Below are 21,930 nucleotides of genomic sequence, written 5' to 3' on the forward strand. Positions count from 1 at the left end.
GAGGTTAGATCTAGCGGATCACTACACCGCCCAACACTTCACAACTGGATCACGGCCATCTTGTCTTGCGTCATGTCGTGGATCGTGTAACCGATACCGCCCGTATTATATCCAGACTGACGGCGACCTGCGAATGGCATCCAGTCAACCCTGAAGGCGGTATGATCGTTCACCATGACCGCTGTAGCATCCAGCCGCTGAATGGCCTGCATGGCGGTATCGAGGTTTTTGGTGAAAACCGCAGACTGAAACGCAAAAGGCAAACCATTCGCGGTGCAATACGCATCTTCCAGACTGTCATACCCATAAACACAAACAACCGGCCCGAAAATCTCGGCAGTGGAAACACGCACATCTGCAGGCGGGTTCAGCAGGACTGTTGGTGCATAAGTTGTCGGCCCAAGTCGTTTGCCACCTGTCAACACGGTTGCCCCGGCCTGAACGGCCTCATTCACCCAGGCTTCGACGCGGTCGACCTCGGCGGGACGGATCAGGGGGCCGCAATCCACGCTGGGATCGCGGGCGTCTCCGACCTTCAGCGCGGCGGCCGCATCAGTCAGTTTCTGCGCGACCTCGGCGGCCATTGCTGTGGGGGCAAAGACGCGCTGAACGGAAACACAAACCTGCCCGGAATGATAGAACCCGCCCTTGGTTAACAATGGGATCATCGCGTCGATATCAGCGGTTTCATCCACGATCACCGGGGCCGCGCCGCCATGTTCCAACGCACAGCGCGTGCCGGGCGCAAGTTTCGACCGCAGCATCCAGCCAACCCGAGCTGAACCGATGAAAGAGAAAAACCCAACGCGCGGATCGGTGATCATTTGTTCGGCCACGTCATTGTGGCAGGCGGCGAACCGGCACCAGTCTTGCGGCAGACCCGCCTGATGCAGAATGTCGACGAAAACCTTGCAGGACAAAGGAGTATCCAACGCCGGTTTTACAATCACCGGGCACCCCGCGGCCACAGCCGGGGCCACCTGATGCACGATCAGGTTGAGCGGATGGTTGAACGCGCTGGCCGCGACCACCACGCCGATGGGTTCCCGCTGGGTAAACGCAATGCGGCCGGACCCCGCCCGAGTTAAGTCCATCGGGATTTCTCGCCCCGCCATCTGACCGATCTCGTGAATGCACAGTTCGACCCCATCGATGGCCCGCGTGACTTCGACGCGGGCATCAACCAGCGGTTTGCCACCCTCGCTGGCGATCAGCAAGGCCAACTCTTCGGCACGCCCAGTCATCAGCCGGGCGGTTTCCTTCAGGATTTCGATCCTTTTGTAGGCTGGCAGCCATTCGTCGCGATTACGATAAAGAGCGCCGGCAACATCCAGCATGGCGTCGACATCATTCCATCCACTTAGCTCTACACTGCCCACTTTGATCAGATCAAAGGGATTCACGACCTCCAGAACATTTCTCATATTAGGCAGACCTTTGCGGCCAGCTCATCGATCAGCACGCGTTGGTTTTCGCTGTAATCGACCGGCAGATCGATCAGGTGCACACCGCCAGCGGCGAAGGCCGCCTCGAAAATCGGCACCAGATCCTCGGTGCGCTCAACCCGGTGGCCGGTCGCGCCATAGCTGTTTGCATATTGCACGAAATCGGGGTTGTTGAACTCCAGCCCCCAATCGTCGAAACCTGCATGGGACTGCTTCCAGCGGATCATGCCGTATGAGCTGTCGTTCAGCACCGTCACGACCAGATTCAAGCCCAGCCGCACCGCAGTTTCAATCTCTTGGCTGTTCATCATGAACCCACCATCGCCGCAGATCGCCATGACGCGACGGTCGGGATACAGCTTGGCGGCCATCATTGCCGAGGGCAGCCCGGCCCCCATTGTCGCCAACGCGTTATCCAGCAGCACCGTATTGGGCTGATAGGCCTGATAGTTGCGCGCGTACCAAATTTTGTAGATGCCGTTGTCTAGCGCGATGATATCGCAATCTCCCATGACTTTGCGTGTATCTGCCACAAAGCGCTGCGGGATCACCGGGAACCGGGCATCATCGGCCCTTGCCGAGGTATGTAGATCTGTTTCCTTTTTGACGCGCTCGAAGTAACTGCGATCAAACTCCAGCGGCCCACCCAGTTTATCACCCAGCCGAGCAATGGATTGCGTCAGATCCCCAACCACCTCGACCTGTGGGAAATACACCTGATCGACTTGCGCGGCCTTATAGTTCACGTGGATCACTTTGGTGCCGCCTTCTTCCATGAAGAAGGGGGGCTTTTCGACGACGTCATGCCCGACATTGATGATCAGATCGGCACGCTCAATGGCACAATGCAGGTAGTCCCCGTCAGATAGCGCCGCGGTGCCGAGGAACAGATCGGAACGTTCATCCACCACTCCCTTGCCCATCTGCGTGTTGAAGAATGGGATTTGCGTCTGTTGAACGAACTGGCTGAGCGCGCTGCGCGCGTGTTTACGGTTGGCCCCCGCACCCAACAACAGCAAAGGCATCTTTGCCGAACGGATCATGTCGGCTGCTTCGTTCAACACCGTGTCACCAGCCACGGCATAGTGGCGCGGATGCGGTTTCAGAACCGGTTCCGAAGTATCTTCGGCGGCAATGTCCTCGGGCAGTTCCAGCAGGACAGCGCCGGGGCGTTCCTCTTGCGCGACACGGAACGCCTCACGGATCAGAGAGGGGATGGTGTTTCCATGCACGATCTGCTTGGACATCTTGCAGATCGGCGCAAACAGACCCACCACGTCAATGATCTGGAATTGGCCTTGTTTCGATTTCTTAATCGGCTTTTGTCCGGTAATCATGATCAGCGGCATGCCACCCAGATGGGCATAGGCCGCCGGAGTGGCAAAATTGGTTGCGCCTGGACCAAGCGTTGCCATGCAGACCCCCGCCTTACCGGTCAATCGGCCGTAGGTGGCCGCCATGAAGGCCGCGCCCTGTTCATGCCGGGTCAAAACCAGCTCGATACTGGAGGGTCTGAGCGATTCCAGAAGATCGAGGTTTTCTTCACCCGGTACAGCAAAGATGTATTCGACACCTTCAGCCTCGAGTGCTGCGACCAGCAAATCCGAGGCTTTGGTGGGCGATGATGCGGTTGGGATAGAAGCTGACATATGGTCTCCTGATGCAATTGCGGGTTGGCTCGTAGCCCAGGTTGCGTTGTCGATTGGGTTTGTAAGATCGGCTATTCGGCAGCTTGCACCAGTTGTGGATCTGGATACAGCTCGTCCATCGAAACCGACTGGCCGTTAGTCAGTACGATGCGCGCGTGATACCGTTTCAGCAGGCGCGGTTCGGCGACGCCACAGCTGTGGGCGATGATCCCGACTTCTTTCTTGATGTTCCTGGCATAGCTTGCGACACGCTCCGCTTTACTGACCGGATCAAGTCCGAATTGCAGTTTGGCATCGTGGGTGGTGATGCCAGTGGGGCAGGTGTTCTTGTTGCATTGAAGGGCCTGAATGCAGCCAAGCGCAAACATGAAACCGCGCGCCGAGTTCACAAAATCCGCGCCTGCGCAAAACGCCCATGCGACCTCGGAAGGGTTGATCATCTTGCCACTGGCACAGACTTTCACCCGATCCTTCAAGCCAAATTTCCTAAGGATATCCACGGTCAGCGGCAGGCTTTCACGGATAGGCATGCCCATATTGTCGATCAGGCTCATTGGTGCGGCACCGGTGCCGCCATCGGCGCTGTCGATTGTAACAAAATCCGGGGCGCTTTCGGGACCGCGCTTTAGAATCTCCTTACACAGGTTTTCAAAAAAACCATAGGCTCCGATCACGGCCTTGAAGCCAACTGGCTTACCGGTGACGTTGCGCACATAAGCGATCATGTCCAGAAGATCGCCGACACTATTGACTTCCGGGTGACGGTTGGGGCTGATCGCGTCCTGGCCAACCATCAGTCCGCGTATTTTGGCTATGTCCTCAGTCACTTTTGCGCCGGGCAAAATGCCGCCCTTGCCGGGTTTGGCCCCTTGACTAAGCTTAATCTCGAACATCTTTACCGCGTCATGGGCAGCTACAGCGCGCAGCTTGTCCTCGTCAAAACCGCCTTCAGGTTTACGCACGCCAAATTTGCCCGTGCCGATCTGGAAAACGATGTCTGCGCCGCTTTCCAGATGATAGGGCGACAAACCGCCTTCCCCGGTATTGATCCAAATACCGGCCTCTTTTGCACCGGATGACAATGCGCGCACAGCAGGCACCGAGATTGCGCCATAGCTCATCCCTGAAATATTAAAGACTGAATCCGTCGTATAGGGTTTTTGCGTATAAGGTCCGATGGTTACAGCAGAAGGGTCCATTGCGTCCTGCTCCAATGTCGGAAACGGGCAGTTCACAAAATACACCGTCCCATTTGGGCGCAAATCGCGGGTCGACCCAAAAGCAACGGTCGAGTCTATATCCTTTGCCGCACGGTAAACCCATGACCGTTCGGCCCGGTTAAACGGCATCTCTTCGCGGTCTTGCGCAAAGAAATACTGCCGAAAGAATTCGCCCATATGTTCAAAGAAATACCGAAACCGCGCCACCACTGGATAGTTCCGCCGCAGGGTGCTGTCGGTTTGAGTCTTGTCGCGGAAATAGATCACCACGACCCACAGCACGGCGAATCCAACGGCAAAGACGAAAGCAAAAGAGAGGACTTGCATTAGTGTTAGGATCACATTCGATAGTTGTGACATCAGAAGTTAGCTCCGGAATTGGTTCTGGGCAAAGGGTGGAAGGGCAGGCGCGTCAACCGGCCAGCTCAGTGCGATTCAATTCACATTGGGCCCAAAGTGTGATTAATCCATTCACAAGTTGATCAATTTCTGCTGATCCATGCACCGGGGATGGGGTAAGCCGCAAACGCTCGGTCCCGCGTGGGACGGCCGGAAAATTGATCGGCTGCACATAGATGCCATAATCGTCCAGCAGCATATCACTCAGTTTCTTGGTGTGAACCGGGTTGCCGACGATCACGGGCACGATATGGCTGCCATGGTCGATCAGCGGCAGGCCCATCCTTTTCAGGCGCAGCTTCAGAATTTTCGCCCGGGTCTGATGCTGCTCACGCAGCTCAGATGCCGTTTTCAGATAGGCAACCGAGGCCTCAGCCCCCGCCGCAACCGCTGGCGGCAATGAGGTGGTGAAAATAAAACCCGGCGCATATGACCGCACGGTGTCACACATTTTCTCGCTGGCCGCGATATACCCCCCCATCACGCCAAAAGCCTTGGCAAGCGTGCCGTTGATGATGTCGATACGATGCGCCAGACGATCACGCTCGGATACGCCGCCACCGCGCGGGCCGTACATGCCGACTGCATGAACCTCGTCGATATAGGTCAGTGCACCGAATTCATCGGCCAGATCGCAAATCTCCTCAATCGGACCAAAATCACCGTCCATCGAATAGACAGATTCAAAGGCAATCAACTTGGGGGCTTTGGGATCGTCCGCCTCAAGCAATTCGCGCAGATGTGCCACATCATTGTGACGGCAGATGCGTTTGGCACCGCCGTTGCGGCGCGCGCCCTCGATCATCGAGGCATGGTTCAGCTCATCCGAATAGATGATCAGACCGGGGAACAGTTTCGGCCGCGTGCTCAGCGTTGCATCATTGGCGATATAAGCACTGGTGAAAAGCAGCGCAGATTCTTTGCCATGCAGATCGGCCAGCTCGGCCTCAAGCCGCTTGTGACTAATCGTGGTGCCCGAGCTATTGCGAGTACCACCCGAACCGGCGCCAGCGGCGTCAACAGCTTCGTGCATGGCCTTCAGAACAACGGGGTGCTGGCCTATACCCAGATAGTCATTGCCACACCACACGGTAATATTCTGCTGCGAACCGTCCGGGCGGGTTCGAACGGCATGCGGAAAATGACCATTCCGGCGTTCGATGTCGATGAAGGTCCGGTAGCGTCCCTCATCATGCAGCCTGGCAATCGCTGTATCGAGCTGAGCAATATAGTCCACCGGTATCTGCGCTCCTAGGTTCGGAGGGCGTCGCAGGTTTGAGAAACGCTTCATTCAAATACTCCAGTTGACCGCGCAGGTGCACGAACGATCCTACAGGTTAGAACCATGGATAACTCGCTCACTCCCAACTGCAACGGGAACGGATCGTTTTAGCTAATCCGCCCCGCTGCGTCAGGGTGAGTGGTGGGGGTTAGGTTGCCCAGCCTGTTTGGTCGTCTCAATTTGTGTTCAGCACCGGATAAGCTTCGGTATAGACCCAGTCAGTTTCTCGGGCGGGTACATGGCAGGTCTTACATTCGATATTGTAATCTTCGGTCGTCGTTGTTTCACGATCAGCCACGTCGAAATAAGCCCAACCCCAGCCGCTGCCCCAGAGGCCATTTCCGTCAAACCGGTCGTGTTCGTCTTTCACCATGACAAACCAGCCCGTAACCTCGGTCGCATAGGCTGCAGTTCCGGTGGTGTACTCGTCGGTTTTGCTTTCTAACAGCTCCTTGATCAGAACTGCACCGTCGGGGAACGACCCATGGTCCAGATAATGTTCGATCACGCCCCGTTGCGTATAGACAACGTGCTGTCCAGTGGCTTCGCCTTCGTCCAGAATGGTCCAGCTACCCAGCATTGGCCAATTGGTGCGAAACTCACCCTTGGGCATGTGGATGCTTCCATTTGATCCAACGACCCCTTGGGTCGACACAGAAAACTCCTGTGCCGACCCGGGGAGCGCTCCGATTGGGCTAATCAGAGCGAGGCAACCCAATAGACGTTTCACGTCTCAATTTCCCTGAACGGCACGAAGCACAGGGTAGAACTGGGTAAACACGAAATCGGTATCTGCGTTGGATTCATGACAGGCGTTGCAGGATTCTGCTGGGAAGGCCTGTGCTGTTTCAGCATAGGGTTCGCCATCGTGCCCAAAACTGTAATAGACCCAGCCGCCCGGTTCGCTACTGAACCGTTCCGTATCTTTGACCGTAAGTTCAAGACCGACGAATTCGCCCTGAAAGTACCCGTTGCCGGACACTTCGAAACAAGCGCCATCGTCTTCGGTGCAATTGTCGCCTTCGCGGATCATCACCAATTCTTTGGCAATCTGCGTACCATTTGCCCATTCACCGGTTTCTGCAAAGTAGTCATAGGCTGAAGGTTCGACATAGACATTGTGAAACTCTGGAAAAGGAGCTTCGCCGTCATTCAGGGCATTGGGGGTCAGTGGCGAACCGATGAAAACCCAGCGACGGTAATCAGTGGGAACATTGACTGACCCGTCGTCATTAAAGGTCGCTTCGGCAATAGTTTCTGCTGAGGATTGAGCCAGAACTGCACCCGCCAAAACAAAAGCGACAATTACTGTGGCGGCAGCGTAATGTGGTAGCTTCATTGAGAGGTCTCCTTGTGGCTGACCTCAAATCTAGTGCCTCCAATCATATATTTTAGTTATGATATGTATAACTGGCCCACCTGCCACGCTGAGGTACAAGAACCTATGGAACTTCGTCGCATTCGATATTTTCTTACCGTCGCACGCACACTCAATTTTTCTCAAGCTGCGAGAGAATTAAAGATCTCGCAACCTGCATTGAGTAAAGCAATCCAGCAGCTTGAATCGGAATTTGGCGGATCTCTGATCCGAAGAGAAGGGCGTTTGACGCACTTGACCCACCTGGGTGAACGCATGCGTACCTCTCTTCAGGAGGTGGAGGATGCAGCAAGTCGCGCTGCACAGCTTGCATCACGGATTGCGAAGACCGAAACCGCATGTATCCGTATTGCGATCATGTGCACCATAGACCCGGGCAAGGTAGGCCGTTGTCTGGCGCAGTTCCAGCAAGACAACCCGACGCTGTCGATTGAGTTGCTGGATTTCACCGCTGCAACGATTCAAGAGGCGCTATTGAATGGCAAAGTCGACGTCGCAATCATTGGCAGCCCTGTCGAAGCTGTTCCACGAATGCGCACCCATGAATTGTTTCAGGAACGCATGGTGATGTCCTGCGGATTGCAAAACCGGTTGGCTCAACGCGAGTCGATCCCTCTGAAGATGATCGCCGAGTTTCCCTATATAGACAGGTTGCGATGCGAGTTTCGGGATATGATCTTGTCGATGGTTGAAAAGAACGATGTGAACCTGAATGTCGTGGCCAGCAGCGAGCGGGAAGATTGGATAAAATCATTGCTTGCGCAAGATCACGGTGTCTCGATCATGCCAGAAAGTTCTGCCAGTTCAGCGGGCCTGAAATCAGTGGCCTTGCGAGACCAGAATCTACTCAGATCGGTTTATTTGACGATCCCCGCTGGACGCGAAGACCTGCCCCCTGTTCAGGCGCTGATTAAACACGTCAAATCGTTTTCTTGGTCACTTGCGTCGGGGTAAGCGAACGCTTTTGAATAGTCTGACTGACACCAACGTAGTAAAACGCTCCACGTCCAAAGCAGGCTTTCGTGGGTATCGTGTGCAATTGCATTGGGCGTGCCATAACGCAACTCCTCCTACAAAACCAAAGCGGACATCTGTCCACACTGCGGCATGTGGTAGTTTGGGCTCCAATGAGACATTCGCCGCGTCCAGCATAAGTGTCAGGTTTTGGGTTCTCGGATGGAAGGCCTTAAATAAAAGCCGTTGGGCATCGCAGTTCCTCAAGGCTGACATCTTCTATGTTTGACAGGTCGCTCGCGTTTTTACTGCGAAGATGGGCGAGAATACCTCGCACCCGGACCTCGCCGACCCCATGTAGCTCCCGCGCGCGTTCAAGCGTGATGAGTTTGGTGCTGAGATTTCCGTACCCAGAACTTTCGCACCGGTCTGCAGTGGATAGTTTTCGCGCACAAAATCCTGCACGCAAGCCCTGAGGACCGCTGTCGCCGGGTCCGCTTCAGTATCTTTAAGCCAGGTATAGAATTCGCCCATATCTGTCGTGAAATAGGACCGCTTAGAGGAAGACCGGCGTCTGGCACGCACCAGCTCAGCTTTCAGGGCTTCCGGCCCACTCTTCAAAATCTCGAATCCGGCCGACATGGCAGTACGCTCCAGCTCAAAATCCAAATCCGAGCGGCCGATACCGCGGTCCATGGCAATCGCCATACCTAATGTCAGAGCGGCCTGATGAAGATGCGTCAGCTCCAGCGAGTCCAACCAGTCACCGGCGACCCCAAACTCAATACGGCGGCTCAGGTAGGTTTCAAACGAGGATCGCCCAAGCGATGTTGCGTCTTGAGCGGCTTTAAAGATCAGATCTTGGTGACGCGTTACTTGTTCAACCACATCATAGGTGCGATGTACATATGACGCGTTGGGAAGCTGGAGCAGCGGAACGCCGTGTTTTGCGCAGGTCCCAATCGGAAGCACCAACCACTCGAGAAGCTGGAACGCGTTCTACGGGACAAAAGCCTCCATATTGGTCTTCAGAAACCCCGCGTAGATGGCTCGGAAAGCCGCGCGGAACCCGCGCGCACCAAGGTCAGAGGTTTTATGAGATCACTGATCGAGAGTTCGTCTGTTAGACCCGAAACGGACCTTCAGCTCGGCTTAGTGAAATGCCTGGAACGCGAGACAAAACTGCCGCTCAGTCATTGGGTGGTTCATAGGGGTCTGGCGTTCCCGGCGGGATCGGAGGGTGCTCCTTGAACGTTGCGATGTGCTCCTGCAACTGCGGTAGCGCCTTTTCGACCGCCCATGTGTGAGGGAAGAGTACGCTTTCGCGCTCGTGCGGATCATTCAGAAGATTGTAGACCCTTGGTGTGTCAAAAGAATTTGTCACACCAAAAGCTGTCGTATTCTCTTTGAACAGGACTTTCCAATCCTTCCATTTAACGCCGAAAATCTGTTCACCCATGTAAACGATCACGCCATCTCGATTTGAATTTGGCTGGGCACCGAGAAAGAATTCGGATTGGTCAATGCCATCAAAGGCCCGGTCTCTTGGCACCTTGCCGCCTGCAAACGTCGCGAATGTCGGAAAGAGGTCCATCGAGTGGACAACATCGTTACTCGCAGAACCGGCAGGGATTTTCCCAGGCCATTTGATCGCAAAAGGTACGCGCATACTTCCCTCGAGGCTAGTGAAGAGAGTGCCACGCCAAGGCCCTGCGGTGCCATGAACCGCAGGTACTGGTGAGACGTTCGCGTTTCCAACTGGCAGAGCTTCGGGGCCGTTGTCGGCAGTAAAGATCACCACGGTATCATCCGAAACACCCGCGGTCTCTAACGCATCAACGATGCGCCCGATGTAGGTGTCAGTCTGAAGTAGAATGTCGGCCCAAACACCGTTTCCAGTGGCACCATCGAATTCCTCGGACGCGATGTTTGGATAGTGGGTCTGTGTATAAGCAAGATAAATGAAAAAGGGTGCGTCGTCTTCGCTCTTCGCTTCGATGAATTCGATAGCCTTTTTTGTCAGGTCACCATCTATCTCACCGCGATAGTCCAGGTCATAGTCCCGCACTATGGATGCTGGCTCGCCTGACACACCTTGCTTGACGACGGGCTCTTCCATCTCAGCTTCAGCAAATCCCGGAAGCGTTCGCCAGACTGTAACGTCAGTGGTTTCGACGCCGTAAAACTCGTCGAATCCTTGATTCGTTGGATAGCGCCCTGCAGACCAGCCGAGGTGCCATTTTCCGTACATGGCCGTGTTGTATCCCGCATCCTTTAGCATCTCGGCCATAGTGATTTCCCATTGGGTCAGACCGTAGACGCCGCCGGCCAGTGGGACTGTATGGTTGCCGCTCCGGATGCCGTAACGCCCAGTCATAGTCGCAGCTCGAGAGGGAGTGCACTGACTTTCCACGTTAAAGTTCGTGAGCCTTAATCCTTCTGCAGCCAGGGCATCCATTTCGGGAGTCGCTGTACCGCGGATTATGCCACCACCGTTGAATCCTGGTTCACCCCAACCAAAGTTATCCAGAAATATGAATACGATATTGGGTTTGTCTTGGGCTGAGGCAACTGTGGCAAATAGAAGAAAAAAGGACAGTAGGAATGTTCGTGAAAACCACTTCATGACAACGCCTCCAATCAAGATCACTGGCATAAGACTGACGAACAAGAGCACCCATCGTCAAGAAAGGCTACTCACTGCGGGACCTGAAGCAAGGTGGCTGAGCGTCAACGCTATGGGCGAACCCGAGGTTCAGAAATAAATGAACCTTTCTCAGGATCGCTGGCGCCCAAATTAGAAAAACCGTTGTTTTACTTGACGAACAGCCGCGTCAGATGTTGCCATAGGCTGGCATTCAGCTCTGCTGGGAGGTTCCAATGAAGTTTTTTCTGACATCGACAGCAATTGTTTCTGCCACGTTCATAGCAAGCTCTTCAAATGCTCAAGAGGCTGCACAAGGTGGGCAAGTTGGGGAGATGACTATATCGGTTGATGATATGCGCGAACCTGCACCGGCTGATTTCTCACCGTACGCTGGGCGTGATTTTCCTACGCGTCCTCTGTGGGGTGACACCCATATTCACACGTCAAATTCACTCGACGCGCGCGGATTTGGAGTCATTCTGAGCCCGGACGATGCCTATAGATTTGCACGCGGTGAGGAAGTCACAACATCGCACGGCCTGCGCGTGCAATTGTCGCGCCCGCTCGACTGGCTTGTCGTTGCCGATCACTCTGATGCCATGGGCGCTATGAATGAAATCATCGCCGGAAACTCAACATTGATGCGGGACCCAACGCTTCGAGACTGGAGCGAACGACTTAACGCCGGTGGAGACGTCGCTCTAGGCGCAACAATGGAAGTCATTGAAACTTTCGCGGGTATTACAGGAGATGCACTTCCCGAGGCAGTTTCAGATCGAAGATTTGTACAATCCGTCTGGGACAATTTCACGCAAACTGCGGATCACCACAACGACCCTGGGGCTTTCACTGCGTTCATCGGATACGAGTGGACATCCACTGAAGCTGGCAACAACCTCCACCGCAACGTGATCTACCGAGATGATGCCATTCGCGCGCGGCAAATGCTACCTTTCACAACCGCAGAGACCTTTAATCCGGAACGGTTATGGGACTGGTTGGAAACATATGAACAAGAGACTGGCGGTCGTGTACTGGCTCTTGCCCACAACGGCAACGTATCTAACGGTCTTATGTTCCCGGTCGAGACCAACCTGGAAACGGGTGAACCGTTGACAGCAGACTACGCAGAACGGCGCGCGAAGTGGGAACCAATGTATGAAATCACCCAAATCAAAGGTGACGGCGAAGCGCATCCGTTTCTAAGCCCAAACGATGAGTTCGCAGACTATGAAACTTGGGATAAATCCAACCTTGGCCCAACTCCCAAAGAAGACTGGATGCTCCAATATGAATATGCCCGTGAGGCATTGAAGAACGGCCTGAAGCTAGAGGCTCAGCTCGGCACTAATCCATACAAATTCGGAGTAGTGGGATCGACCGATAGCCATACGGCTTTGGCAACGGCGGAAGAAGACAATTTTTTTGGCAAACACTCTGGGGTCGAACCAGAGCCGGGTCGTTGGCAGCATGTTGTTGGTGAGTTTGAAGCGACAAGAATTCTTGGATGGGAGATGGCAGCCTCTGGCTATGCAGCGGTCTGGGCTCAGGACAACACACGCGAAGCCATATTCGACGCCATGGAACGGAAAGAAGTTTACGGGACAACCGGTAGTCGTATCGCGGTTCGTTTCTTTGGTGGCTGGGATTTTACGGAAGCTGATGCAAGGTCTCGTTTGCCCGCAGAAATAGGATATAAAAAAGGCGTTCCGATGGGTGGGGACCTCGCAGACGCGACAGAAGGCGCGGACGCCCCAACCTTCTTGGTTGCTGCGCTGAAAGATCCGTTCTCCGGCAATCTCGACCGTGTTCAGATTGTGAAAGGTTGGCTAAATTCCAGCGGCGAAACTGAAGAGCGGGTCTATGACGTGGCTTGGTCGGGAGACCGAGAACCTGACGCGGACGGCAACCTGCCAGCGGTGGGGAACACCGTGGATGTTACAACGGGCACGTTTACCAATTCCATAGGGTCTCCAGAGCTGATCACTGTTTGGACGGACCCTGAGTTCGATCCTTCAGTGCGGGCTTTCTACTATGCTCGTGTTTTGGAAATTCCTACCCCGAGATGGACAATTTACGACGCGGTTCGGTTCGGGGATGAACTACCGCCCGAGGTGCCAACGTCAACACAGGAACGTGCTTACACTTCGCCAATTTGGTATACTCCCGAGGGCTGAGATCATTAGTAAGCCAACGTCGTTCAACACAAATGTCCGACGGTTCCTATGACGACAACATTAGGCGGCCTTCATCCGTACGGACGACCGCTTCGGGCTCGGAGCGGTCATTCTCTGCGACGTGCCTCAACTGAAAGTAAGAGTCCTGAGCCGCCATTGCCGCCCAGCGTAGGCACTGCGGATGCATTCGGCAGCTTTCGGTCGATTGCAGACCATGTTCCTCAGGTGATGAAAACGAACAATGCGGACAAAGTCGCCTTTCATTTTTGAAGTATCATGGCCAGCCCCCGCCCCGAAGCGGAATAGCTGTTGTCAGTCGTGGCTCTGTCAACTGAGCGTCAGAGGAACGTATCAACGGTCTCAAAGGTTCTGGATTAGTCTCAGCTTTCTGCCTAACCTGATCTAAAAACTTGGAGGTAGGAACTTGGAACGCCGCCTCGCCGCGATACTTGCTGCCGACGTCGTTGGCTACAGCCGCCTTATCCGCAATGATGAAGCCGGCACTCTTGAGATAGTCAAAACGCATCGCGAACGTCTTTTCGAGCCAATTGTATCGGCGCGGAACGGACGCATTGTAAAATTGATGGGTGACGGGCTGCTGATCGAATTTGCCAGCGCTGTCGAGGCCGTTCGTTGTGCCGTCGAATTGCAGCACTACGTCGGGACCGAAAATGAGGGCGTACCGCAGGATGCTCAGGTTCGATATCGGATGGGGCTCAATGTCGGCGACATCGTGGTTGATCAGGACGACATTCAAGGCGATGGCGTCAACATAGCCGCTCGACTGGAAAGCCTGGCCAAACCCGCCGGCATCTGTATGTCGGTCAATGTCTTCGATCAGGTTAAGGACAAACTCGACCTCAGCATCGAAGATATGGGAATGCATCAGGTCAAGAACATCGCGGACCCATTGCACGTATTCAGTTTGACGCTCGATGAAAAGGCCACGGCTTTGGTATCGCCCATTGTGCGGAGCGCAGCAAAGCCTGCACAACGTTGGTCGGCAGTTGCCATCGGCGTCGTGTCCGCCTTGGTCTTGGGCCTGGCGGCATGGTGGCAGCCCTGGAGCCCTGCTCGGACATCGTCTGCCAATGATGACCAATATCTACCTGCGTCTGGCAAGCCGTCCATCGCGGTCATGGCTTTCGACAATTTGAACAACGATCCGAGCCAAGATTACTTGAGCGATGGTCTGAGTGAAGACATCCTGACGGCGCTATCCCGGTTCTCCGACTTTTTTGTCATCGCGCGCAACTCATCCTTTTTGTACAAAGATGAACCCATAGAGGTGCAGCAGATCGCGCAGGAACTCGGCGTGCGATACATCGTTGACGGCAGCGTTCAGATCGCAGGCGAACGTTTGCGCGCAAATGCGCAATTAATCGATGCCACTACCGGCAAGCATCTCTGGGCCGAACAATACGACCGTGATCTGCAAGATATATTTGACGTTCAGGATGAGATTACGCGCACAGTGGCCTCGACGTTGAGCACGAGTATTAATCTCGCCGAGTATGACAGGCTAAAACACCAGCCCACTGAAAACCTCGGGGCCTATGAACTCTCCACACGTGCTCAGGAGCACTCGCTCAAATTCAACAAGAGGGACAATATTCAAGCGCAGCGACTGAGTGAGCAGGCGATTGCGCTCGATCCAAACTTCGCGGGCGCATATGCTGAACTCGCGTGGGCGCATTCCTTTGGGTACCGCTTTGGCTGGAGCGAAGACCTTTCACGCGAAGAATCGCTCGATCTTGCCTTTGAAATGGCCAGAAAGGCGATTGATCTGGAACCACTCGATTTTGCCGGCTACGCCGTTCTGGCTTATGTGACGATGTATAGCGGCGATCTCGACCGGGCAGTAACGCTGTATAACAAGGCTATCTCGCTAAATCCGAATTCTGCGGGCACGCTCGTCAATTCAACTGATCCTCTGGTCTATAGTGGACGCGCCAAAGAAGCCGTTGAACGAATGCGGTCGGCGATTCGCCTCAACCCGCATCATCCGGATTGGTATCTGTGGAATCTGGGGTGGGCACAGTATTTTGCGGAAGATTACGCAGGTGCTCTCGCTTCGATTGAAAAGATGAACGAGGTTCCGGATCGCCTAAGACGCACGCTTGCGCCGATACTCTTACGGTTGGGGCGAGAAGAAGAAGCAAAAACGTTGATCGACCAATTTTTGGCAGACAACCCCGATTACAGTATCGAAGAGGCAAGGAATGCGCCGTTCGAGAGCGACGAATACCTTAACCGATGGCTGGACGACTTGCGCAGACTGGGGGTCCCGGAAACCAAGCGTTGAATGGTTGAGCCGATATGGTTGTCCCAAGCAAAAAATCGAAGAGCAGGTTTTGGCAGCAATTCGGCATCCTGTAACTCTGAGCATCCCACCTGCTGCTCGTCGTAATCAGTACAAACCCCCGCAGCACGGACTCTGTCCAAGCTTTGTAGAGATTACTCAGAGCGCAGAACTGTCGTTTGCACTAATTGCAGCATTCAGCACATGGGCTCGCTGCTGCCATTCTCTGCGGTGAGCTTGAACAAGACCTTTGAGCCCTGTGTGGCCGTCGCTGTGTAAGTTGGCTACTGCGGGTGCATTAGGCCGCGTATAGCACTTTGCCGACCTTAGTCCCTAAGTGCCCGTCAATTGTTTGAGTGAAATGATCGGATGGCGACTTAGAGCCCATTCTGAACGATGCTGCACCGATAGCGAACGGCCGCATTGCTAAAACAATGCGACCGTTTCCAGGGATAAGCATCCCAGATCCCCTTCGAATTCGGGCTCAGATTTCTCTTGATGCCACAAACTTCAGTCGATCTGGGTTAGTCCGCTGAGATGGTCGCGGAGATTAACCCCCGTTCGAATTTGCCAACGGTGGTTGGGCGAAATCATTGGCTTTGAGCGTGAGATCCTTGGCCCCGGTGCCGGGCATCAGCTCAAATCCAAGATCAAACTGGTCCAGTGTCGAGGCCAACTGTGCCACGACATCGGGGTTGCCATCGGACCGAGCGGTGCCATCGGCCAGCATATCGACCAGCTTGCGTTCACCCGTCATGACCTTTTCCAGTTCAGCACGATCCAGACTGATCGACAGATCAGCGTTCGGGGCTGTCTGGTTGACGATGTGGGTCAGTGTAGCATTGCTCATCTCGACCACGATTTCTTCATCCCGATCAGGAATGGACAGGTTGATGACAAACTCCATATCCGCCGCTTTTGCGCTGTCAACGCGAATGGCAATGAAATCCAGCCACATCGACGTTTCCATCGCCCGGATGGTATCGGGACCGGTAGTTTCGATGGTGGCACCTTCCGGGATGCCATTGCGCAGTTCATAGGCGGCACCCAGGAAAGAGTTGCGGACCGAGGGGCTTTCTTTCTGGTACCCGATCTGTTCGAACGCATCCGCCAGCAAATCCTTGGCTTTCTGGTTGTCCGGAGCAGCATAGACCAATTTGTTCAGAATCTCAGTAGCATGCAGGTATTGGCCTGCGTCAAACAACGCCTGTCCTTTGGCCAGGATCGGTTCGGCACCACCCATCATCTCGACAAAAAGCGGCGCGCTATCCTTTGGGGACAGGGGGGTCAGTGTTGTTGGGTTGGCATCCCAATACCCAAGATAGCGGTTGATGACCGCACGGCTGTTGTGCTCGACCGAGCCATGATAGCTGCGCGCGGCCCATTGCTGCTGCAAGCTTTCTGGAACCTCATAGACATTGTGGACCTCATTGATGGTCACACCCTTGTTGGCCAGGTTCAGCACGCCGTTGTTGAGGTTGGCGTAAGTGTCGCGTTGTGCACGCATGACCTCTTGAATGCGGTCATTTCCGAAGCGGGGCCAAGAATGTGAGGCGAACATCAAATCGGCATCTTGCCCGAATTCATACAGCGCATCGTTGATATGCTTGGACCAGCTAAGCGCATCGCGGACCAATGCGCCGCGCAGGGTGTAGATATTGTGGATCGTGCCGGTGATGTTTTCCGCCGCCCAGAAGGCCTTGAGGTCGGGGAAGTAGGTATTCATCTCGGCTGGGGCTTCGGTGCCGGGGGTGTTCTGGAAGATCATGCGGACACCATCAATGGTGATCTCTTCATAATCGTCCGAGACATAGCGGGTCGGCTCGATCAGGCCGGTGGTCCCGGCCGAGATGTTCTTGCCGATCGACTGATCCACGTGACCGTAGGGGTTGCGCGGCAGCAGTACACCATATTGGAAGAACAGACGGCGGTTCATCACGTTGCCGGCATAGACGTTCTCGGACACGGCGTGTTCCATGAAGCCTTCGGGCGCGATGACCTCGACCCCGTTTGCGACGTCTTCGTCGGTGATGACACCGCGGACACCACCGTAGTGGTCAGCATGCGAGTGCGAATAGACCACCGCCTTGACCGGCAGTTCGCCTACCGTGTCGTTCAACAGCTTCAACGCGGCAGCGGCAGTTTCTTTCGAAGCCAGCGGGTCAAAGATGATCCAGCCGGTATCGCCCCGGATGAACGAGATGTTCGACAGGTCGAAACCGCGGACCTGATAGATTTTGTCGTCCAGGATCTCGAACAGACCATAGTTCATGTTCAGGATCGCCTGACGCTGCAGCGACGGGTGGATCGAGTCGAATTCCTGACCCTCTTCCAGCAGGAAATCATAGCTGCCGATATCCCAGGCGACGGTGCCGTCTTCGGTTTTGATCTGGCGATAGTCGGGAACCGCGATCAGACCCTTGCGGCTTTCTTCAAAATCGCGCTGATCTTCGAACGGCAAAGAGCCACGCATCTGCTCCTGAAACTCGACAGTGAATTCTGAAGGCATCTTGCCCTTGGGATCAAAATGTTCCTGCGCAGCCCCTGCACCGGCGGTCAGCATCAATAGTGCGGTGGTGAGAAGTAGTTTTTGTCGGCGTGCCATGATCAGACAGCTCCTGTCGAAAGAATTCAATTGTCGAAAGCGGCAAGGAAGCAGCAACAAAACCAAATCACGAGGGAAAACCTGGACGTTCGCGTAGAGCGGCGTCTTTTCGAACACAAAGGCCGCTTCCCCGACGCTCCGGCACTTGCCTGCATGGCAAAGTGCTCGCCCCTGTTAGCGAAAGAACTGCAGCAGGGAAGTGCGAACATGTTGCTACCTGCCGTTGATCCCCTGTATTACACCCTGAGTCGTGTGTTGATTATTTGTTTTCTTTGGACTTTTTCGGGATTGAGGATCTTCGGTTGGACTTGTCGGAAAGTAACATTCGGGCGCAGTTGCACCGCCTTTTGACCCATCCCGATTTTGCAGCGACACCCCAGCGCCGCGCTTTTCTATCCTACATCGTCGAAGAGTATCTGGCCGGTCGCGCTGATCAGATCAAAGGTGTTTCCATCGCTATGACTGTTTTTGACAGGGATGAGACCTTTGATCAGCAAGTTGACCCGATTGTCCGGCTTGAGGCCCGGCGCCTGCGACAGGACATTGATGGCTACTATGCAGGACCGGGCCGGGAAGATCCGGTTCGTCTGACCATACCCAAGGGCGGGTACGCCCCTCGGTTCGAGCGTGTTACGCCGCCTGAGCCACCAAGTTCCTCACCCCGGGTCTCGCCACTGGAAGACCGTAGCCCCTGGCGTTTTCCCTATTTCGGTCTTGGTGTTGTCGGGTTGGCGGCATTGTGCACCTTGATCTGGATTGTTTTTGGTGGCCCTTGGACAGCACGCTCCTCAATCTCTGAAGAAACGCTTCCGCAAGGCCCTGTTGTGGCTGTGCTTCCGTTTGACACGTTAGGAGACGGGCCGGGTTATTTTTCCGATGGCCTGACCCAGCAGTTGACCAGCGAGTTGGCGAGATTCCGTGACATTTGGGTTCTACCTTTGGGCAGTGGCCAGAGACTGACCCAGAGGGGCGCTGATCTGCAGAGCCTGAGGGCAGAGTTCAATGCGGATTTTGCAATGGAAGGAAGTGTTCTGGACAAGGGCGATACTATTTTGTTGTCAGCTCGCCTCATCGACCTCAAAAGCAACAGATACATTTGGGTGAACGACTATACTATGGGAAGCGCCCCCAGTGAAATCTACGCTGCACAGGACAAGATCATCCGGGATGTGATCGGAAAACTTGCTGGGAAATACGGCGTTCTGACACAGGGTGCGATGAAAATCGCCACCCGAACGCCGCCGAGCAACCGCGATGCGTATGATTGCGTGCTGAGCTACTACAGCTACCAGATCAGAATCGACCTAGACCGCCATCCGGCAATCTTGGACTGCATTCAAAGATCTTTGGAACAAAGCCCAGATTACGCCGAGGCATGGGCGGTGCTGTCCAACCTTTACCTTCAGCAAATCCGCTTTGGTCTTGGCGGTGACCGCCAGGAGGTGATCACTAACGCCTCTGATGCAGCGCGCCGTGCAGTCGAGATTGATCCGAACCTTGCGGTCGGACATTTGATGATGGCCAACATGCGCTTTGTTCGCGGAGACATTGATGGGTTTCGCAAGGCCGGGGAGATCGCAGTTGGTCTGAGTCCAAATGACAGCGCTGTTCTAGCACATTTCGGCATGAGGCTCGCCTTCAGCGGCGAATGGGGCAAAGGTCTGGCCATCGTGGATCGTGCCATCGCTTTGAACCCGGTACATCCGCATTGGTACCATTTCCCGCGCGTGTTTTATGAATTCGACCAAGGCGATTATCAGCAGGCATTAACGGTTTTGGACCAGATCGACATGCCGAACTTCTTTTGGACGCATCTTTGGAGTTCAGCTCTGAATGCAAAATTGGACCGCCAGAAAGAAGCCCAGTCCTCGATGAAGGAGCTGCTGTCACAACAACCCGGTTTCGCATCCGAGGCAAGCAACATTCTGTCAATCTGGCAACTGGGTGAACCGTTCGAACAAAATCTTTTAGGTAGTCTTCGCAAGGCAGGTCTTGAGATCGACTAATGATCAAACGAATGCCTTCAGTCCAAGCTGTGAACTGTGTTACCCATGATTTGATCCAGAATGAGTACTTTTTAGGTGCGCGTGCGACAGGGAAACGGTCGTTGGATTTGACGCAGCAAATTGATACTTTGTCCGCATAACAGCTGTTCACGGCTCCATAACACTGCATCTTAGATTAAAGTCCGCTTCCTGCGCATTGCCGCTGTCGCTGAGACCCTTTGCTGCGCATGCGGCTGATGTCTGTTTGGTGGCCACTATTACTTTTTCAGTTCGAGTGAATCATACAATCGCAAATTGCGGTGGGCTTTCTTCCCCACCACTTTCCGTTTTTTGGGCCAGCGGCATTTGGACAGGCCAAACGCCCTGGCCGTCAGGGTGAGGGCGCAGCCCTCCCCCTCCCGCGTTCGCCATGTGGCAGTTTAGCAGGAACAGGCAGCTTCGCTGTCTGACCTACAAATCAGACCTGAATTTCCGAAAGGGAAGTCAGATCAAACCAAACTGTCTGCGGGAGTATGAAATGGGGGCGGCGTGTTAGTTGATGACGCAAAGGTCAAATTCAACTGATGTCCAACGTTGGGGGCGCCTTCTGATGTCGAACGTTCACTGCTTTTCTGGTCCAACTATGACGGTTGGATCAGGTTCGTGTGACGTTCAACATTTACTGTGGAACGTCACTGATTCCTGACTCAATCGGCGTCTAAAACCTCAACAAATGGGTAAATCGCGTCACTCAATTCCGACCCAAACGACAAGAATTTCTAACCCAAAACGAGGAGCTAACTGTCATCGAAGGTGCAGGGAAACTCCCAAAGACGCTGTATGACACGTTCGAACCAGTCTCAGTTATCCGCCTCAAGCAATGCTCTCGTTGCAAGGCCCACAAAGACTTTAGTAAAGACCTGCGACCTTTGCCCTCAGTTTGATCAGTGATGCTACGGTGTCGATTATGGGCGTTGAGATTCCTGTAAGTTGCCCCAGTTCTTGCACTGAAGTGACCAAGGCATCAATTTCCATCGGTCGGCGCAACTCCAAATCCTGCCACATTGAGGTTTTGTGCGCACCGACAGCCGCACCGCCGTCGAGGCGTTTTTCAACATCTATCGGGAACTTAACCCCAAGTTTTTCACCGACTTCCTGAGCCTCGAGCATCATTCCGCGTGCCACGGAGCGTGTGCCTTCGTCGGCACACAAGACATCAAGTGTTGAGTGGGTAAGAGCTGAAATCGGGTTGAATGACAAGTTACCCCACAGTTTCAACCAAATTTCATCTCGGATTCTTGGTCTGACGGGCGCACGCAGTCCCGCGGCGGATAGCGCAGCCGAAAGCTTGGCAGCACGGTCTGATTTAGAACCATCGGGCTCGCCCAACGAAAAACGATTGCCTTCGATATGCTTGATTGATCCTGGAGCAATGACCTCGGCGGCAGGATAAACAACACATCCGAGGACACGATCTGGTCCAAAACCGTCCCACTGCACGTTACCCGGGTCGACTGACGCCAACCTCGTTCCCTCGTAAGGGCCGCCCAGTTTGTGGAAATACCACCAGGGCACTCCGTTCACTCCACTTACTATGGTTGTCTCGTCTGCAATCAACGGCTGCATTGAGTCTACGACTGCTGGGACGGAATGCGCTTTCAGTGTGATGAATACATAATCTTGTGGGCCGAGATCGGAAGCATTGTCTGAGGCACGTATTGGGACGTTTATTGGATTTTCCCCATTCTGAAGAAGAGCCAGCCCTTTTTCTTGCATTGCAGCCAGATGGGGCCCTCGCGCGACGACACTAACGTCCACGTCGGTCTGCGCGAGCTTCGCGGCAACGTAACCTCCGATAGCTCCGGCACCAAAGATACAGATTTTCAT

At 54.4% G+C, this 21,930-nt stretch carries 14 protein-coding genes; 4 read left to right on the forward strand and 10 right to left on the reverse strand.

The window, feature by feature from the left end; translation table 11 throughout:
• Positions 1-38 precede the first annotated feature (38 nt).
• From ALB80_RS17470 to ALB80_RS17495, 6 genes are all read right to left on the reverse strand, one after another.
• Positions 39-1,424, reverse strand: a complete 1,386-nt coding sequence (locus ALB80_RS17470; protein ID WP_050605378.1) for an aldehyde dehydrogenase family protein — start codon at positions 1,422-1,424, stop codon at positions 39-41.
• Positions 1,421-3,094: an acetolactate synthase large subunit gene (locus tag ALB80_RS17475; RefSeq protein WP_050605379.1), complete on the reverse strand. Its 1,674-nt coding sequence runs from the start codon at positions 3,092-3,094 to the stop codon at positions 1,421-1,423. Before ALB80_RS17475 ends, ALB80_RS17470 begins: the two co-directional genes overlap by 4 nt.
• A gap of 71 nt (positions 3,095-3,165) precedes the next feature.
• Complete coding sequence (locus ALB80_RS17480; RefSeq protein WP_050605380.1) at positions 3,166-4,674, reverse strand: FMN-binding glutamate synthase family protein; 1,509 nt, start codon at positions 4,672-4,674, stop codon at positions 3,166-3,168.
• A gap of 52 nt (positions 4,675-4,726) precedes the next feature.
• On the reverse strand, positions 4,727-5,950 hold the full coding sequence (gene hemA / locus ALB80_RS17485; protein WP_050605381.1) for a 5-aminolevulinate synthase: 1,224 nt from the start codon (positions 5,948-5,950) through the stop codon (positions 4,727-4,729).
• Between the two features lie 220 nt (positions 5,951-6,170).
• Complete coding sequence (locus ALB80_RS17490) at positions 6,171-6,650, reverse strand: cytochrome P460 family protein (protein ID WP_253276907.1); 480 nt, start codon at positions 6,648-6,650, stop codon at positions 6,171-6,173.
• Between the two features lie 78 nt (positions 6,651-6,728).
• Positions 6,729-7,334 carry a cytochrome P460 family protein gene (locus ALB80_RS17495; RefSeq protein WP_050605383.1) on the reverse strand — a complete coding sequence of 202 codons (606 nt, stop codon included), beginning with the start codon at positions 7,332-7,334 and terminating at the stop codon, positions 6,729-6,731.
• A 12-nt stretch (positions 7,335-7,346) separates the two neighbouring features.
• Between ALB80_RS17495 and ALB80_RS17500 the strand changes: the two genes are divergently transcribed.
• A complete protein-coding gene (locus ALB80_RS17500) occupies positions 7,347-8,327 on the forward strand; it encodes a LysR family transcriptional regulator (protein ID WP_157054239.1) in 981 nt (326 codons plus the stop codon).
• 279 nt (positions 8,328-8,606) lie between these two features.
• Here the strand turns inward: ALB80_RS17500 and ALB80_RS17505 are convergent, their stop codons facing one another.
• Both ALB80_RS17505 and ALB80_RS17510 read right to left on the reverse strand, forming a co-directional pair.
• Positions 8,607-9,215, reverse strand: coding sequence for a hypothetical protein (locus ALB80_RS17505; RefSeq protein WP_157054240.1), 609 nt, complete (start codon positions 9,213-9,215; stop codon positions 8,607-8,609).
• A 301-nt stretch (positions 9,216-9,516) separates the two neighbouring features.
• Complete coding sequence (locus ALB80_RS17510; RefSeq protein ID WP_371256001.1) at positions 9,517-10,983, reverse strand: arylsulfatase; 1,467 nt, start codon at positions 10,981-10,983, stop codon at positions 9,517-9,519.
• A 224-nt stretch (positions 10,984-11,207) separates the two neighbouring features.
• On the opposite strand from ALB80_RS17510, the gene ALB80_RS17515 reads away from it, so the two are divergent.
• Positions 11,208-13,151, forward strand: a complete 1,944-nt coding sequence (locus tag ALB80_RS17515) for a DUF3604 domain-containing protein (RefSeq protein WP_050605387.1) — start codon at positions 11,208-11,210, stop codon at positions 13,149-13,151.
• Positions 13,152-13,575: 424 nt separating this feature from the next.
• Positions 13,576-15,456, forward strand: coding sequence for an adenylate/guanylate cyclase domain-containing protein (locus ALB80_RS17520; protein ID WP_050605388.1), 1,881 nt, complete (start codon positions 13,576-13,578; stop codon positions 15,454-15,456).
• Positions 15,457-16,003: 547 nt separating this feature from the next.
• Here the strand turns inward: ALB80_RS17520 and ALB80_RS17525 are convergent.
• Positions 16,004-18,058, reverse strand: coding sequence for an alkyl/aryl-sulfatase (locus tag ALB80_RS17525; protein WP_253276908.1), 2,055 nt, complete (start codon positions 18,056-18,058; stop codon positions 16,004-16,006).
• Between the two features lie 302 nt (positions 18,059-18,360).
• Here ALB80_RS17525 and ALB80_RS17530 point away from each other — a divergent pair, with 302 nt between their 5' ends.
• Positions 18,361-20,064 carry a hypothetical protein gene (locus ALB80_RS17530; protein WP_050605389.1) on the forward strand — a complete coding sequence of 568 codons (1,704 nt, stop codon included), beginning with the start codon at positions 18,361-18,363 and terminating at the stop codon, positions 20,062-20,064.
• Positions 20,065-20,952: 888 nt separating this feature from the next.
• Here the strand turns inward: ALB80_RS17530 and ALB80_RS17535 are convergent.
• Entirely contained in the window at positions 20,953-21,930 is a 978-nt protein-coding gene (locus ALB80_RS17535) for a 2-dehydropantoate 2-reductase (RefSeq protein ID WP_050605390.1), read from the reverse strand.

The sequence above is a fragment of the Ruegeria sp. 6PALISEP08 genome (assembly GCF_001238295.1).
In the GTDB taxonomy this organism is placed as follows: Bacteria; Pseudomonadota; Alphaproteobacteria; order Rhodobacterales; family Rhodobacteraceae; genus Ruegeria.